At 70.3% G+C, this 16,062-nt stretch carries 17 protein-coding genes; 8 read left to right on the forward strand and 9 right to left on the reverse strand.

All coding sequences use genetic code 11. From position 1 onward, the window contains the following. Window positions 1-71: 71 nt before the first annotated feature. From ABT114_RS31175 to ABT114_RS31200, 6 genes are all read left to right on the forward strand, one after another. Window positions 72-1,409: a ferredoxin reductase family protein gene (locus ABT114_RS31175; protein WP_351146229.1), complete on the forward strand. Its 1,338-nt coding sequence runs from the start codon at window positions 72-74 to the stop codon at window positions 1,407-1,409. 10 nt (window positions 1,410-1,419) lie between these two features. Further along, window positions 1,420-1,860: an FMN-binding protein gene (locus ABT114_RS31180; protein ID WP_351146230.1), complete on the forward strand. Its 441-nt coding sequence runs from the start codon at window positions 1,420-1,422 to the stop codon at window positions 1,858-1,860. Between the two features lies 1 nt (window position 1,861). Beyond that, a complete protein-coding gene (locus ABT114_RS31185; RefSeq protein ID WP_351146231.1) occupies window positions 1,862-2,602 on the forward strand; it encodes an FAD:protein FMN transferase in 741 nt (246 codons plus the stop codon). Between the two features lie 193 nt (window positions 2,603-2,795). Beyond that, window positions 2,796-3,980 (forward strand): ABC transporter ATP-binding protein, encoded by a 1,185-nt coding sequence (locus ABT114_RS31190; RefSeq protein ID WP_351146232.1) that lies wholly within the window; start codon window positions 2,796-2,798, stop codon window positions 3,978-3,980. Then, the gene (locus ABT114_RS31195) at window positions 3,977-4,690 is read left to right on the forward strand and encodes an ABC transporter permease (protein ID WP_351146233.1); all 714 of its coding nucleotides are present in this window, start codon (window positions 3,977-3,979) and stop codon (window positions 4,688-4,690) included. The genes ABT114_RS31190 and ABT114_RS31195 overlap by 4 nt, the downstream gene beginning before the upstream one ends. Next, window positions 4,687-5,355 carry an ABC transporter permease gene (locus ABT114_RS31200; protein ID WP_351146234.1) on the forward strand — a complete coding sequence of 223 codons (669 nt, stop codon included), beginning with the start codon at window positions 4,687-4,689 and terminating at the stop codon, window positions 5,353-5,355. The genes ABT114_RS31195 and ABT114_RS31200 overlap by 4 nt, the downstream gene beginning before the upstream one ends. 1 nt (window position 5,356) lies before the next feature. Here ABT114_RS31200 and ABT114_RS31205 read toward each other — a convergent pair whose 3' ends face one another. From ABT114_RS31205 to ABT114_RS31220, 4 genes are read right to left on the reverse strand one after another with little or no spacing between them, the layout of a single operon-like run. Continuing rightward, the gene (locus ABT114_RS31205; RefSeq protein ID WP_351146235.1) at window positions 5,357-5,956 is read right to left on the reverse strand and encodes a GTP-binding protein; all 600 of its coding nucleotides are present in this window, start codon (window positions 5,954-5,956) and stop codon (window positions 5,357-5,359) included. Next, on the reverse strand, window positions 5,943-6,377 hold the full coding sequence (locus ABT114_RS31210) for a DUF742 domain-containing protein (RefSeq protein WP_351146236.1): 435 nt from the start codon (window positions 6,375-6,377) through the stop codon (window positions 5,943-5,945). The genes ABT114_RS31205 and ABT114_RS31210 overlap by 14 nt, the downstream gene beginning before the upstream one ends. Window positions 6,378-6,416: 39 nt before the next feature. Continuing rightward, window positions 6,417-6,893, reverse strand: coding sequence for a roadblock/LC7 domain-containing protein (locus ABT114_RS31215; protein WP_351146237.1), 477 nt, complete (start codon window positions 6,891-6,893; stop codon window positions 6,417-6,419). Next, window positions 6,890-9,355: a sensor histidine kinase gene (locus ABT114_RS31220; RefSeq protein WP_351146238.1), complete on the reverse strand. Its 2,466-nt coding sequence runs from the start codon at window positions 9,353-9,355 to the stop codon at window positions 6,890-6,892. The genes ABT114_RS31215 and ABT114_RS31220 overlap by 4 nt, the downstream gene beginning before the upstream one ends. 379 nt (window positions 9,356-9,734) lie before the next feature. On the opposite strand from ABT114_RS31220, the gene ABT114_RS31225 reads away from it, so the two are divergent. After that, window positions 9,735-10,694, forward strand: a complete 960-nt coding sequence (locus tag ABT114_RS31225) for an ABC transporter substrate-binding protein (protein ID WP_351146239.1) — start codon at window positions 9,735-9,737, stop codon at window positions 10,692-10,694. 118 nt (window positions 10,695-10,812) lie between these two features. On the opposite strand, the gene ABT114_RS31230 is transcribed toward ABT114_RS31225, so the two are convergent. The 5 genes from ABT114_RS31230 to ABT114_RS31250 form a co-directional block, all read right to left on the reverse strand. Next, complete coding sequence (locus ABT114_RS31230; protein ID WP_351146240.1) at window positions 10,813-12,204, reverse strand: glycoside hydrolase family 43 protein; 1,392 nt, start codon at window positions 12,202-12,204, stop codon at window positions 10,813-10,815. A 118-nt stretch (window positions 12,205-12,322) separates the two neighbouring features. Continuing rightward, entirely contained in the window at window positions 12,323-12,769 is a 447-nt protein-coding gene (locus tag ABT114_RS31235; RefSeq protein ID WP_351146241.1) for an Lrp/AsnC family transcriptional regulator, read from the reverse strand. Window positions 12,770-12,773: 4 nt separating this feature from the next. Continuing rightward, window positions 12,774-13,229 (reverse strand): tellurite resistance TerB family protein, encoded by a 456-nt coding sequence (locus ABT114_RS31240; protein ID WP_351146242.1) that lies wholly within the window; start codon window positions 13,227-13,229, stop codon window positions 12,774-12,776. Between the two features lie 128 nt (window positions 13,230-13,357). Further along, a complete protein-coding gene (locus ABT114_RS31245; protein ID WP_351146243.1) occupies window positions 13,358-13,825 on the reverse strand; it encodes a DUF6114 domain-containing protein in 468 nt (155 codons plus the stop codon). A 4-nt stretch (window positions 13,826-13,829) separates the two neighbouring features. Beyond that, complete coding sequence (locus tag ABT114_RS31250) at window positions 13,830-14,522, reverse strand: DUF6230 family protein (RefSeq protein ID WP_351146244.1); 693 nt, start codon at window positions 14,520-14,522, stop codon at window positions 13,830-13,832. An 876-nt stretch (window positions 14,523-15,398) separates the two neighbouring features. Between ABT114_RS31250 and ABT114_RS31255 the strand changes: the two genes are divergently transcribed. Further along, on the forward strand, window positions 15,399-16,052 hold the full coding sequence (locus ABT114_RS31255; RefSeq protein ID WP_351146245.1) for a Tat pathway signal sequence domain protein: 654 nt from the start codon (window positions 15,399-15,401) through the stop codon (window positions 16,050-16,052). Window positions 16,053-16,062 lie beyond the last annotated feature (10 nt).

Below are 16,062 nucleotides of genomic sequence, written 5' to 3' on the forward strand. Positions count from 1 at the left end.
AACGACAGCAAAATGACAGCTCCTTGCGGACAAGCTCGAATACCCCGGACCCGATCAAGGAGCTGTCGCCCGTGACGACCGTCCAATCGCCCCCTGCGCCCCCCACGGCGATACGCCCCAGGGTGGTGGCCCGCACCGGCCTGTACGCCGTGCTGGCCGCGAACGTGGCCGTGGTCGCCTACTTCTTCGCCCAGGCCGGCTTCGCCTCCAACGCCCTGATCGTGCTGGGCCGGCTGGCCGGTCTCTACGGCGCGCTCCTGATGGCCTTCCAGCTGCTGCTGGTGGCCCGGCTGCCGTGGCTCGACCGCCGCATCGGCATGGACCGGCTGACCTCCTGGCACCGCTGGACCGGCTTCGGCATCCTGTGGACGCTGCTCGCGCACGTCGTGTTCATCACCTTCGGCTACGCCGAGTCGTCCGCCATGGACCCGGTGAGCCAGCTGGTGGACCTCGCCGAGACCGTCGAGGGCGTGCTGCGGGCCGTCGTCGCGCTGGCGATCATCATCGTGATCGGCGCCGTCTCGGCGCGCTACGCCCGGCGCCGGCTGGCCTACGAGACGTGGCACTTCATCCACCTGTACGCCTACGTCGCGGTGGTCCTGGCGTTCACGCACCAGGTCGCGGTCGGTACGACCTTCACGTCGTCGTCCGCCGCCAAGACGTACTGGTACGTCGTGTGGGGCGTGGCGCTGGGCGCGGTGGCCGTCGGCCGGGCGGTGCTGCCGCTGTGGCGGAACTGGCGCCACCAGCTGCGGGTGTCGGCGGTCGTCCCCGAGTCGGACAACGTCGTCTCGATCTACGTCACCGGACGCGACCTGGACCGGCTGCCCGCGCGGGCCGGCCAGTTCTTCCTGTGGCGGTTCCTGACCCGGGACCGCTGGTGGCAGGCCAACCCGTTCTCCCTGTCGGCCGCCCCGGACGGCCGCACGCTGCGGCTCACCGCCAAGACGGCCGGCGACGGCACCGCCGCCCTGCGGCACGTGAAGGTCGGCACGCGCGTCTTCGCCGAGGGCCCCTACGGCGCCTTCACCGCCCTGCACCGCACCCGGCCCGAGGCCCTGCTCATCGCCGGCGGCGTCGGTGTCACCCCCATCCGGGCGCTTCTGGAGGAGCTGCACGGCCACGCCGTGGTCATCTACCGCGTCGCCACCGACCGGGATGCGGTCCTCTACGACGAGCTGCGGGACCTCGCCCAGGCCAAGGGCGCCGAGCTGCACCTGGTCACCGGACCGGTCAGCCCCGACAAGCTGGCCCCGAGCGAGCTCGCGCGGCTCGTGCCGGACATCACCGACCGGGACGTCTTCCTGTGCGGACCGCCGCCCATGATGAACGCGGTACTCGGCAGCCTGCGCGAGCTGGACGTGCCCAAGCCGCAGATCCATTTCGAGCGATTCAGCCTGGCGGGATGAGGAAGACACCGTGAAGCGAGCAATACCTGTCCTGGTCCTGAGCGTCGCGGGCCTGATCCCGGTGTGGCGCTACGCACCGTCGACGGACACGTCGTCCACCGAGGTCGCCGCGCCCGCATCGACGCCGTCCTCGATCTCTCCTTCTTCCTCTTCCTCTTCTTCCTCCTCCTCCGGCTCCTCGGGTGCCTCGTCGCAGGTCGTCGCCGGTACGACGGTGAACACCGAGAAGGGCGCCGTGCAGGTGGAGGTGACGTTCGAGGGCGACAAGATCGCGTCCGTGCGGATGGTGCAGCAGCCGAACCATCCGCAGACGACGGCCGCCGTGCCGCAGCTGATCGCGGAGACGCTTCAGGCGCAGAGCGCGGACATCGACGCGGTGTCGGGCGCGACGATCACGAGCGACGGCTACAAGGAGTCGCTCCAGGCCGCCCTCGACGCGAAGGGCGCCTGACGTGCGCCGCGTCGAACACGTCATGGGGTTCCCGGTCTCGCTGCGGATCGACGACGAGCTCGTCCCCGACGGCATCGTGGACGTGATGTTCGCGTGGCTGCGCGAGGTCGACGAGCGGTTCAGCCCCTTCAAGGCGGACAGCGAGGTGTCCCGCCTCGACCGGGGCGAGCTGTCCGCCGACGAGGTGAGCCCCGACCTCGCCGAGGTGCTCGGCCTGTGCGAGGAGTACCGGGTCGCCACCAAAGGCGCGTTCGACGTACGGCTGCCCGGCCGGGGCCTGGATCCCTGCGCGATGGTGAAGGGCTGGTCGGTGCAGCGGGCGGCGGAACTGCTCACGGGCGCCGGCCTGACCCGGTTCTGCCTGAACGCCGGGGGAGACGTGGTGACGGCGGGCGGTCCGTGGCGGGTCGGCGTACGGCACCCCGAGATCGCCGACAAGCTCTGCACCGTCCTGGAGATCACCGACCACGCGGTCGCGACCTCCGCGCGCTACGAGCGCGGCGACCACATCGTCGACGGCCGTACGGGCCGTCCGGCCACCGGCCTCCTCAGCGTCACCGTCGTGGCCCCGACCCTGGCCGAGGCGGACGCCATGGCCACCGCCGCCTTCGCGATGGGCGAGGAGGGCGTCGAGTGGGCCGCCGCGAGGGCAGGCTGCGAGGTCTACGCCGTGGACGCCGGGCGACGGGTGCTGCGGACGCCGGGGCTGCCGGTGGCCGGGGCGGGCTCGGTGCCGGTGTAGGAGACGGCCGGGCGTCCACGCCAGGTACGACGAAGGAGCGGGCCGCCGACAGGGAGTTCGGCGGCCCGCTCGCATCAGGGCGCCAAAGTCCTGCAACATTCCCGGTCTAGACTCTCCCCGCAACGGCCTGCGCAACGACGACCGTGGCCGAAAAAGGGCAGCTTTCTGCCAAACCCGAAGGGTATTCGGCGTTTTGATACGGATAGATTCAGTCACCAAGCGGTACCCGGACGGCACGGTCGCGGTCGACCGGCTTTCGTTGGACATACCGGACCGCTCGATCACCGTCTTCGTCGGTCCGTCGGGCTGCGGGAAGACCACGACCCTGCGCATGATCAACCGGATGGTCGAGCCCAGCGAGGGCACGATCCTTCTCGACGGCGTCGACATCCAGCAGCAGCCGGTCAACACCCTGCGCCGCTCGATGGGTTACGTCATCCAGAACGCCGGGCTCTTCCAGCACCGCACGATCGTCGACAACATCGCCACCGTGCCGCGCCTGCTCGGCTGGAGCAAGGACAGGGCCCGGGCGCGAGCGCGCGAGCTGATGGAGCGGGTCGGCCTCGACGCCGCACTCGCCAAGCGGTACCCCTACCAGCTCTCCGGCGGACAGCAGCAGCGCGTCGGTGTGGCGCGGGCGCTCGCCGCCGACCCGCCGGTGCTGCTGATGGACGAGCCGTTCTCCGCCGTCGACCCCGTGGTACGCAAAGGGCTGCAGGACGAACTCCTGAGAATCCAGGACGAGTTGGGCAAGACCATCGTCTTCGTCACGCACGACATCGACGAGGCCATCAAGATCGGCACGATGGTCGCCGTGATGCGCACCGGCGGCCGGCTCGCCCAGTACGCGCCGCCCGCCGAACTGCTGTCCGACCCGGCCGACGCCTTCGTCGAGGACTTCCTCGGCGCCGACCGCGGCATCCGGCGGCTGTCCTTCTTCACCTCCGCGGGACTCGACCTGCTGACCGCCCCGATCGTCGCGATCGACTCCACCGCCGAGCAGATCGCCGCCCGCGACACCAGGGAATCCCCCTACCTCCTCGTCACGGGCCTGGACGGCAGACCGCTCGGCTGGAGCGAGCCGAAGGACCTCACGGCCGGGGAGATCCGACCCGAGCAACTCCTGCCGTACGGACGGCCCTTCGAGGCCGGCAAGGACTCGCTGCGCGCCGCGCTCGACGGCGCCGTGCTCTCGCCCACCGGCTGGTCCGTCGCCGTCGACCGCGAGGGCCGGGCGACCGGAGTGGTCTCGCAGCGGACCATCGGCGAGGCGATCCGCAGCGCCCACGCCGAGGGCCGTACGGCCCCGAAGGCCGGCGGCGAGGCGGTCCCCGACGCCGACGCCGACGGGCGTACCGCCAAGAAGGTCGCCGGATGAACGGCATCTTCGACATCCCGAGCGACCTCCAGCACAGCTACTTCGGCCTCATCGGCCTGCACCTGCGCGAGTCCCTGCTGCCGGTCCTGGTCGGTCTGGTCGCCGCGCTGCCGATCGCCCAGCTCTGTGTACGCCTGCGCTGGCTGTACGCGCCCGTCCTGGGCCTGGCGACCGTGCTGTACGCCATCCCCTCCCTGGCCTTCTTCGTCGTCCTCATCGACTACACCGGCCAGACCGAGCTCACCGTGATGATCCCGCTGGCCGTCTACAGCCTGGTGGTGTTCGTCCCGGCGATCGTGGACGGCGTCCGCTCGGTCCCCGAGGAGACCCTCGCCGCGGCCACCGCCATGGGCTTCGGGCCGGTACGCCGGTACGTCCTGGTGCAGTTGCCGATCGCGGCGCCCGCGATCATCGCCGGGCTGCGGGTGGCGACCGTGTCGAGCATCTCGCTCGTCAGCGTCGGCATGTTGATCGGCAACCAGGGCGGCCTCGGCAATCTGCTCAACGACGGCATGATCTACCACCAGCCGCGCCTCGTATGGCTCTCGGTGATCGGCACGGCCGTCCTGGCCATCCTCGCGGACGCCGTCCTGGTCGTCGTCCGCCTGCTCCTGACGCCCTGGATGCCGCGCGGCACCCGCGATGCCCGCCCCGCCGCCGAGGCCCGGCCCGAACCGGCCGCGCCCGCCCTGGAGGACGCCGTCCGATGAACGTCATCCACTTCATCAACGCGTTCTTCAGCGACAGCGCCCACTGGCACGGCTACGACGGCATCCCCACCCGGCTGCGCGAGCACCTCCAGTACTCGCTGATCGCGCTCGCCATCGCCGCCGCCATCGGGCTGCCGGTGGGCCTGCTGACCGGCCACACCGGCCGCGGCGGCAACGCGCTGGCGTCCATCGCCACCGCCGCCCGCGCGCTGCCCAGCTTCGGTCTGCTGGTGCTGATGTTCATCCTGCTCGGCTTCGGCCTGATGCCCGTGATGATCCCGCTGGTCGTCCTCGCCGTCCCGCCGATCCTGGTGACCACGTACGAGGCGGTCCGCTCCGTCGATCCGTCCCCGGTGGACGCCGCCCGGGGCATGGGCATGGCCGAGCCCCGGGTCCTGTTCCAGGTGGAACTGCCGGTCGCGCTCCCGCTGATCCTCAGCGGTCTGCGCTCGGCGGCCATCCAGATCGTCTCGACGGCCACCATCGCCGCGTACGTCAGCCTCGGCGGCCTCGGCCGCTACGTCATCGACGGCCTCTACCAGCGCAACTACGAGAAGGTCGTGGGCGGCGCCACGCTGGTGGCCCTGGTGGCGCTGGCGACCCTCGCACTGTTCTGGGCGGTCACCCGGTTCACGGTGTCGCCGGGCGTGCGCAGGAGCGGATGAGTCAGCCCTCGGTGCGCGCCAGCGCCAGCTCCAGTACGACGAGCAGCGCGTCGCGCACCGAGCCCCGCTCCCGGGCGTCGAAGACGAGCACCGGGACGTGGTCGGCGACGTCGAGCGCCCAGCGGACCTCGTCCAGGGTGTGTTCGACCTTCCCGTCGAAGGCGTTGGCCGCCACGGCGAACGGGATCTGCCGGTGTTCGAAGTAGTCGACGGCCGCGTAGCAGTCGTCCAGGCGGCGGGTGTCGACGATGACCAGCCCGCCGACCGCGCCCTCGACGATGTCGTCCCACATGAACCCGAACCGCTCCTGTCCGGGCGTGCCGAACAGGTACAGCTTCAGGGTGGGGTCGATGGTGATGCAGCCGAAGTCCATCGCGACCGTGGTCGTGGTCTTGCGCGGGGTGTGGCTGAGGTCGTCCACCCCGGCCGCGACCTCGGTGATGGCGGCCTCGGTGGTCAGCGGCTCGATCTCGGAGATCGAGCCGACGGCGGTGGTCTTGCCCACGCCGAAACCGCCCGCGATCACCATCTTCACCGGCAGCGGCGGCCGTACCGCGCTCTGCGTGGCCGCGCCCCGGGTGAGCGGTTCAGTCGGTGTCACGGAGTACCCCTCGGGAGTCGGGGATGGCCCGCAGGCCATCGATAACCCTGCGCAGGACGGATGCGTCGTGGGTGGCGCCCACGTCGGGCACGTGCACCGTCAGCTGCCCGGCGGAGCGCAGGTCCTCGGCGAGGACCCGCACCACGTTCAGGTGCAGCCGCAGCCGGGCCGCGATCTCCGCGATGGACTGCGGCTGCCGGCAGGCGGCGACGATGTCGTGCCGCTCGAAGGAGAGCCGGTCGAGCCCGTCGAGCCCGGTGACGGTGGCCACCAGCTGCGTCTCGACGGGCATCGCCCTGCCGGACTCGGCCTCTCCCGCGCCCGCCACCCGGCCGGCGGTGACCAGGAACGGCCGTACGGCGGGGGCGGGCCCGACCGGAACCGGGGCCGGGTCCGGGGGTGGCGCGGCACCGTCCGCCATGGGTGGCTCTCTTTCCTCTCGCGACCGGGCGGCGGCCGGTCAGCGCCGGGACGTGGCGCCGACGCTGTTCTTGAGTTCGAGCACCACCTGGGGGCTGAGCGCGGCGCCGGCCCGGTTGGCGAACACCGTCATCTCGTAGGCGATGTTGCCCAGCTTGGCGTCCTTGTCGGTGACCACGCCGAGCACCGCGCCGCTGCCGATCGCGGAGACCAGGACGTGGCCGCCCTCGAGGTCGATGATGACCTTGTTCAGGCCGCCCAGGCCGTAGTTGCCGGAGGCCCCGGCGGCCAGGCTGGTGATGCCGGAGACGATCGCCGCCAGCCGCTCGGAGTCGGCGTGCTCGCGCAGCTCGGAGACGGCGATGAGCAGGCCGTCGGAGGACACCGCGATGGCGTCGACCACGCCTGCGGTCTCCGTCGCGAAACGGTTGAGCAGCCAGGCGAAGTCGGCTGCGGCGGCCTGCAGATCGGTCGGCGCGGGGCCGCCGGACGGCGTGTCACCTGTCGACGTACTCACTGCTCGGCTCCTTCCGGGAGGTGGTTCGCGTCGTGCGCGTGGTGGGGGGTCTGTGCGGGCTGGGCCGGTACGGGGTGCGAGGCGGTGTCCTGGTGGGCGCGTTCCACGGCGGCCTCGAACTCCTCCAGCGCGGAACGGACGGCCTCCGCGTCGGCGGGCCGGGCGGCCTGCCGTGCGGACTGCTGCGCGGCGTCCGCGGTGGTACGGAGGGTGGCGCCGCGGACGCGGCGCCGCAGGGGGCGGGCGCCGGTGGCGCCCCCGGCGGACGCGGGCGCCTCGGTGCGTGCCCCCGGGATGAGTGGTGCCCGCCCGTCCGCCGGGTCCGGCTCGCGCCGGGGGACGCGGCGGGGGAGGGAGCCGGTGTGGTCGTCGGCCGGTGTGGGGGTGGGTGCGGCGGGCGACGGGCGAGGCCCGGCGGCGGGCGCCGACCCGGCCGGTACGGCGGCTGCTTGCACGGTCCCGGAAGGCGTGCCCGAACCGCCGGAGACCACCGCGCTCATCGTCAGCAGCAGCGACGACGGAATCGTCACCTCGGCCGTCACGCCGCCGCCCTGGGTGCGGGACAGGGTGACGCCGACCTCCCAGCGACGGGCCAGACTGCCCACCACGAACAGGCCGAGCACCTTCGTCGGCACCAGATCCAGGCGTTCGCGGCGGATCAGGCGGCCGTTCTCCTCGTCGAGGCGCTCGGCGCTCATGCCCAGGCCGTGGTCGACGATCGTGACCGTCGCGCCGGTGTCGCCGGACCGCACGGTCACCTCCACCGGGCTGCCGGCGGGCGAGAACGACACGGCGTTCTCGAGGAGTTCGGCCACCATCAGCGTCAGATCGCCGATCATGTCCGGCTCCACCATGACCTCGGTCCCGGCGTGCAGCTCGACCCGCTGGAAGCCCTCGATCTGGCCGAGCGCGGCCCGTACGACGTTGGTGAGGGCGGTGGGGCCGGAGTCCAGGACCGTCTCGCGGATGCCGGCGAGCAGCATCAGGCTGTCGGCGTTGCGGCGCAGACGGACCGCGATGTGGTCGATGGAGTAGAGGTGTTCGAGGAGGGCCGGGTCGGTCTCGCCGCGCTCGACCGAGTCGATCAGAGCCAGCTGGCGGGTGGTGAGGTTGCTGACCCGGCGCCCCACGTTGCCGAACATCTCGGCGACGTTGCGGCGGCTGAGCACCTGGCGTTCCAGCAGCGCGACCGCGGTGGCCTGCACCCGGTTGAAGACCTCGGCCAGCTCGCCGATCTCGTCCCGCGCGGTGACCGGCATGGCGCGCAGCAGGGGCGGGCCGTCGTCCTCGGCGTCGTCGTCGGCGACCCGGGCCAGCTCACGGCCGGCCACGTCGGCGACCTGCTGGGCGGCGCCGGTGAGCGCCTGCACCGGACGCACCACCGAGCGGCGGACCGCGACGGAGAAGGCGAGCCAGACGGCGAAGCCGATCAGCGTGAGGTTCAGCAGTAGACCGGCGCGCCACTGCGCGCTGGACGAGGCGTCGTCGGCCCGGTCGGCGATCTGGTCGATGAGCGAGGCGGTGATCTTCAGCCGTGTCTCGGCCTGCTCACGGTAGCCGGGGTAGGAGGCGATCGACTGCCGGAGCGCCTTGCGGACTTCGGCGGGGGTCCCGGCCTGCAGGGCGCTGGGGTCGATCTGCAGTTCGGCGTAGTGCTGGGTGATGGCGGCCTGCGCGGTGTTGTGCTCGGTGCCGCCGAGCTCGTCGGCCTGCTCCTCGGAGGCGAACCGCGCGAACCGTTCGGCCTGGTAGGTGTACAGCTCGTAGGAGCCGACCGCGCCGGTGAACTCGATGAGCGCGTTGGTGTCCCCGGTGCGCGCCGAGAAGACACCGGTCTCGAAGGCACCGTGCGCGGCGTCGGCGCGCAGCAGCGAGTCGAGCAGGTTGCCGGTGAAGGTGGCGGCGAGGCCGGCGTTGCGGTCCAGGCCGAGACCGTTGATGAGGCCCTGGGCGGCGCCCGCGTACGCCGGGTCGATGTTGTCGGCGGGCAGATAGCCCTGCTCGATGGTGTCCCGCAGGCTTTCCAGGCCCTCGATCTCCCTGAGGGCCTGCGCCTCGGCGTCCGGCAGGCGGTCTCCGAAGGTGTCGCGCACCTTCGCGACCTGGGCGTCCACGGCCAGCTGCGCCATGCGGTAGGCCTCGGAGGAGGGCGTGCCGCCGTCGAAGGACGCCTGGTGCCGCACGGACAGCAGGATCGCCTGCTGGTGCTCGGCCTGCACCTGGTCGACGAGTTGTGCGACCTGGGTGCTGTCGCGGACCAGCTGGGCCGCCGACTCGGCGCGGTCGGACTCCTGAATCAGCCCGGTGATGAGGTAGGCGAGCAGTACGGCGACCACGGCGAGCGGCACACCGACGAGGATGTTGAGCTTGCGCCTGAAGGGCCACCGGTCGGCGAAGTCCCGAACGCCCCTGCGCGTGGGCGGTGCCGGCCGGGCGGGCGCGTCCACCTGGTTCGTGGACACCGGGCCTCCTTCATGGGTGCTGCACGGTGCGTGACGTATGACGTATCACGTGACCGGATTCGATCGATTCGGACTGGTGCGCCGTGCGACGCCAACTGCGGCGAGACTACCTTCCCTTTGAACAATCAATGACCTCGCACTACGTCAAGAATCAGTCACAACCCGTCTGCGTTCGTATGTCCACGTCGTTCATCTTCCGTTTACAACTGGCAGTACATCGAAGCAAATCGGTGACCGGATTCCTCTTGACTGACCAAGAACCGGCTGGATTGGATCGAGCCAGAGATCTTCACCGTGTTCTTCCCTGCGTTCCTCACCAAGGTGTTCACCAAGGTGTTCACCGAATCCTTCACCAACCCCTGAGCCCGGAACGGGAATCGTGACTTCCAACGCCCACAGCTTCAGGTCCATCCGGAGACACCCCGGCGCGGCGGCCGTCGCGCTCGCCGCGGCGACGGCCCTGCTGGCGGGATGTTCCTCCTCCGACGACAACTCCGACGACCCGCTCGCGGGAGGCAAGTCGGACGGCAAGACCGTCGTCGTCGGCTCCAACAACTTCGCCGAGAGCATCCTGATCGCCGACATCTACGGCGAGGCCCTGAAGGCCAAGGGCATCAAGGTCACCTACAAGCCCAACATCGGCAGCCGTGAGACGACCTACGGTCTGCTCAAGAACGGCTCCATCACCGTCCTGCCCGAGTACAACGGCGCGCTGCTCGCCTACCTCGACCCGAAGGCCACGCCGAAGACGCTCGAGGCCACGACCGCCGCGATCGGCGCCAAGCTGGACGCCAAGCTGGAGCTGCTGGACCCGGCACCTGCGCAGGACAAGGACTCCGTCACGGTCAACGCGGAGACCGCCAAGAAGTACAACCTGACGTCCGAGTCCAGCATCGGTGACCTCAAGGACATCGCGAAGGACCTGGCCATCGGGGCCTCGCCGGAGTTCCAGACCCGGCAGCAGGGCCTGCTGGGCCTGAAGTCCGTGTACGGGCTGGAGTTCAAGTCCTTCAAGGCGCTGGACGCGGGCGGTCCGCTGACCCAGGCGGCGCTGCAGAAGAACACCGTGCAGGCCGCGGACCTCTTCACCACGGACCCGACCATCGCCAAGGAGAAGCACGTCGTTCTCCAGGACCCGGAGAACCTCTTCGGGTTCGAGAACGTGCAGCCGCTCGTCTACAAGGGCGGCCTCTCCCAGGAGGGCGCCGCCGCGCTCAACGCGGTCTCGGTCAAGCTCGACACGGAGGCGCTGCTCGACCTGGACGCGCAGGTGCAGCTGGACAACAAGGACCCGCTGGACGTCGCGAAGGCGTGGCTGAAGTCGGTCGGCCTGGACTGAGTCCGCACGGCATCCTGCCCGGGTGCGCACGGTCCTCCTGGGCGGAACCATCCGCACCGTCGGCGAGCTGATCCGGCTCGCCGACGGTGCGGCCGTGCCTGACGCGGACCCCGAGGGCTCAGTAGCCGACGCGGAAGGTCGCGTCCTGCTGTTCGGTGGCCGTGGAAACGGGGTCGATGCGCAGGACGTAGTTGGAGTGGCGGATGTAGCGGGTCGGGTAGTTGTACGAGCGGAAGGACGACCAGCTCGCGTCCGCCAGGCCGGCCGTACGGTAGAACGTGGCGTCCTGGGCGAACGCCGACGTACTGTCGTTCACGTCCAGTTGCAGCTGGTAGTTGTAGTGCCGCAGATAGCGGGTCGGGAGGCTGACCGACTGGAAGGAGACCCCGGTGCTGTCGGCCAGGCCGGGGACCAGCTTCCACTGCGCGTCCGTGTACGGGTCGAAGGGGTACTCGTCGATCCGGCCCACGTAGTTGGAGTGGCGGACGTACCGGGCCGGGTAGTTGTAGGACTTCAGCCGGTTCCAGGCCGGTGCGCCCCACTTCGCGATCAGGTTGGTGTACTCGGCCGTGGTGATCGGCTGGATCGTGCCGTGCTTGGAGTTCACCGGCTGGGTGTAGGCCCGTTGGTCCACCGCGGTCCAGGTGCCGGCGGACAGGTCGGTGGACTGCCAGGCGTAGAACACACCGTTGGGGGTGTACGTGTCTCCCCACAGGTACCAGGAGCTCGACGTCTGTGACTTGACGAGGATCGGGGCCTCCGTGCCGCCGTGGGCGACGCCGGTGCTGAAGGCGGTGAAGCTGCCCGGGGTGAGGGAGGTGGATTTCGCTCCCACCAACGCCTGCGCCGAACTCGACTTGAAGTAGAGGTAGTTGACGCCGTTCACGCCCACCGCCAGGTCGCCGTCGATGACGTCGTAGCCGGGGTCGAAGAACACCTGGGGGGCCGTCGCCGTGACGAAGTCGGTCGTGTAGTTGACCATGATGACGTTGTGGCCGCTGTCGTTGACGGACGAGTAGATGATCCCGTACTGGCCCCGGCCGGCGTCCCAGAAGGCTTCGGGCGCCCAGCTGTGCGTGTTCATGTCGTGCAGTTTCAGCCGGTGGTAGCCGGTGAAGGTGCGCAGGTCGGTGGAGTTCCAGACGTGGACGTACTGGCTGACGTAGCTCCAGTCGGTCCCCTTCAGGTCGGTCGCGAGGACGACGAAGGTGCCGTCCTGCTTGCGCAGGATGAAGGGGTCGCGCAGGCCGCCGGCGCCCTCGGTGGGCGTGACCACCGGGTTGTTCTGGTTCAGTGGAGTCCAGTTCAGCGAGTCCGTACTGACGGCCAGATGGAGGCCGTAGTCGGTGCCGGTGCCGCTCGGGGACTCGGTGAAGTAGCCCATGACGTACGCCGAGTCGGCGGCGCGGGCGGTTCCCGCGCCGAGGGTGAGCGCGCCGGTGAGGGCCAGCGGCACGGTGGCGGTCATACCGAGGAACGAGCGGCGGGACGGGCGGGGTGCGGGGGGCATGGGTTCTCCAAAGGGGTGCGGGCACCTTCGGGGCGGGGTGAGATGGATCGAGGTGGCTCCGAAATATCGAACAAGGTTCGGTAAGTCGGTCAGAAGGTAGGGGGGTGGCGAGTACGCGTCAATCACCCCGTCCGGCTTGGCTGAATCTGGACGGTCGGTCGATGAACCCGGGCGGGACGAGACGGGCGGGCTGGGAGTGTGCGATTTCTTCGCTCACGGCCCCCGGGAGGGAGGAGGCGAGCTTCACCCGCGACGTGTCCGGCCGCCGCACCAGGGCACGGGCGATGTCCCGGGCGGAGCCGGCCATCGCCGTGATCCGGACCAGCCACTGGGTGCGGCCGGCCCGGTCGGGGTCAGTCGGCCCCACGACCCGCAGCGACGCCTCCGCACGCAGCCGGGCGTAACGGCGTGCGACGGTCTGCGCCGAGACGCCGAGGACGCAGGCGATCCGGCTGAACGGCGCCCGCCCGTCGACGTGCAGGGCGTGGATCAGGGCACGGTCGAGGTCGTCGAGCTTGGGCCCATCCTGCCGGGGGCCGGGCCGCCCCGCGCCCCCGGCAGGCACCGATTCAGAGGTCGAACTCGTGCGGCGGCAGGTCCAGCGTGAAGCACGCCTCGCGCACCACGGCCTGCTCCGTCTTGTCGAAGTCGCCGTCCGCCCCGCCGATGACGATGCCGATCTGGATGACGGCACGCGCCTCCGCGGGCTTCTTCTTCGCCTTGGCGATCTCCTGCAACACGCTGACCTTGCCGAAGGCGAAGTCGGTCGTCAGCTTGTTCAGGTTGTCCTCGAAACGGCGCCGCAGGTCGTCCGCGGGGAAGTTCTGCAACACCTCGTTGGTGGCGATCAGCTGGGCCACGCGCTGCCGCTCGGCCGGATCGATGGTGCCGTCCGCCGCCGCGACCAGGGCGCACATCGCCATGCTCGCGTCGCGGAAGGCGCCGCTCTTGAGGTCGTTCTTCTTCGCCACCAGCTGGGTCTGCATCGTCGACGCGGACTCCTTGATGCGGTCCCACAGGGCCATGAGAACTCCAGGTGTTCGTAGTCATCAGTTTCTACAGCACCGTAGAAACTAACGCGGTGGCCGATAAGTTCCGGTGGCTTCCGGACACCTGGACTGCTGGGCTGCTGGGCTCACTCACCCGATCCGGCTCAAGCGGGTCCTCCCGCCCCGTTCAGCGACGGATCCCCGGTCTGCCGGAGCTGTTCCGCGGCCCGCGCCTCCCGTCGGCGCCGGCGGCGGCTGCGGCGTGGTTCCTGGTCGGGGAGCCAGCCGAAGGTGAGGCAGCTGCCGACGACCCCGAGGAGGAGGCCGAGGAAGAAGCCGCCCAGGTTCGAGGTGACCCAGGTGCCCAGGGTGAGGAGGACCCCGGTGATCGAGTAGAAGAGGCGCTGGGCGGGGTTGAAGAGGATCAGCAGCCCGCACAGCATCATGACGGCCGGCAGCAGATAGCCCGCCAGGCCCTGCGCGCCGATGTGCATCACGACCTTCAGCGACGCCTTCTCGGTGAACAGGATCTCCGCCCCGCCCAGAGTGAGCAGCAGCCCGCCCCAGAACGGCCGGCCGGCCCGCCACCCCCTGAAGGCGGGCCTCAGTCCCTGTCGTGGACGGCCCGGCATCGGATCAGCACGCCTTCTCGCTGAAACTCAGATGGAGGTTCGGCAGCGTGAACACGCCGGCCGTGGTCGCGTAGTTGGTCTGCCGCAGGTCGCCGATGTGGACCGTGTCGGCCTGCTGGCTGAAGACGCCGATCGGGCCCTTCACGCCCGCCTTGTCCAGCTCGCTGGCGTCGTTGCCGATCTCAATGCCGTGGAACTCGGCATTGCCGGACAGGTCCGTCGAGTCGGTGGTCAGGTCGCTCGCGATCACCTTGTCCTTGCCGTCGCCCGCGGTGATGCGCAGGTTGATGCCACCGAGGTCGACGCTCTGGCACAGATTGGTGAGCGTGGCGTCCTTGATGGCGGAGGTGACGACCAGCACCTGGCCACCGGTGTCGCCCGTGTTGGGGCTGCCGTCCGCCATGGTGTCGAGGGCGCCGAACTGCTCGAAGCCGGTGCCGTCGAGGTCGGTCGCGGTGACCGTGAAGGGCATGCCGGAGATCTTGAACGACACGCCCAGCGCCCCCTGGGCGGTGAGGATCGCCATGCCGGCGGCGACCAGGGTGGCCGGCACCGCCATCACCGCGGCCCGGCGCATACGGACGCGTCCGCGTCTTTCGGAGCCCCCGAGCACCTCGGGCGTGCCTGGTGCGGAACCGCTTTCCGGGTTCTCGGGGGTGTTGTCGGCGGACGACGTGACGTCCGAGGACGAGGCCATGTCTGCTCCCGTGGGCATAGTCAGTGCGGGTTGGGCTTCAGTGGCACGTTGTCCTGGCGCGGACAGTGGCTGCGGCGCACGTCTCCTCACAACTCCCGGCGTTTGCAAGGGCTTTCACTGTTACGCCGCAGTAGCCGCCGAGGAAGTTACCGATGGTTACAGTGGAGGGTCAAGGGAGTTGTGGAAAAAGAGTGTCGATTGTGCTTCACCTGTGGATCACGGGGTTCGGGTGACTCCGCCCAACCCGCTGATTGGCGTCAACTTCCTTGTGTCGGCTTGACGTTGACGGCGCATCAGGTCTACAACTCTCCCTGGCTCAGCCCGGATCCGTGGCGCCGGATCCGTTGCGCGGCGACCGCCCGCGTTCCCGGCCTCCGTCCGCAGTGACCCACGAGTCCGAATCCTCCTCGGCGCCGCCACGGTTGCTTCCCTCCACCGCGAACCGTGACCGTCGCCCTTCCACCCGGCCCGGCCGCAGACTCCCCCACGGTCGTCGGCCTCCGGCCGGCAGCTGCCGTTGCCGGTCCGTCACGTACGGAGAAGGCGTTACGGGCCGGCAACGGCGGACACGTCCGCGCGTCCGCGCTTCCTCACGCACGCCACCCCCTTCAACCTCCTCCAGCGCCTCCTTACCCACTCAGCCCCGCCCCCCTCAGCCCCGCCCCCCTGAGTCCCGACCCCCCTCAGCCCCAACCCCCTCGGGCCCGATCCCCCCTCAGGGTTCACCCCCCATACGCCCGCCCCCCTCAGGGCCCACCCTCCTCAGGGTTCACCCCCCCTTACGCCCGACCCCCAGCCCCAACCCCCTCGGGCCCGATCCCCCCACAGCCCCAACACACCCCCCTCAGCCCCCCACTCCGGAGAAGAGGCACCCGTATGCGCACTCGCACCCTCCTCACCCTCGCCGGCGCCGTCGTCGCCCTGACGCTGCCCGCTGCCGTCCCCGCCTCCGCTGCCGACACCCCGGTTCTGACCATCGGCGGTGCCGCCGGCACCCCCGTCGCGAGCGGCGACACCCTCATCGCGAACCTGGCGAGCGGCACCGCCGCCACGCTCTCCTCGAGCGCGACCGGCACGAGCGGCGTCTCGTGCACCTCGTCGCAGTTCACCGCCACGGTCGGGGACAACCCCACCGCGCCGGGCACGGCCACCGAGTCCCTGACGGCGCACACCTTCGACGCCGCCACCTGCACCAGCAACGTCGTCGGCGTGCTGGGCGTCACCAGCATCACGGTCGACAACCTGCCGTACACCACCACCGTGGCCTCGGACGGCACCGTGACCGTGACTCCGGCCGCCGGCTCCACCATCCAGACCACGGTCAAGCTGCGCACCCTGCTGGGCACCATCACCTGCGTCTACCAGGCCGCGAGCCTCTCCGGCACGGCGAGCAACACCGACAACAGCATCGCCTTCGCCAACCAGCAGTTCACGAAGACGTCCGGCTCGTCCCTGTGCTTCGCCAACGGCTACTTCACCGCCAGGTACGCCCCGGTGACGGACGCGGGCGCGCCGGTGTACGTCAACTGACCGTCAAGGA

The sequence above is a fragment of the Streptomyces sp. NPDC002088 genome (assembly GCF_040296605.1).
In the GTDB taxonomy this organism is placed as follows: domain Bacteria; phylum Actinomycetota; class Actinomycetes; order Streptomycetales; family Streptomycetaceae; genus Streptomyces.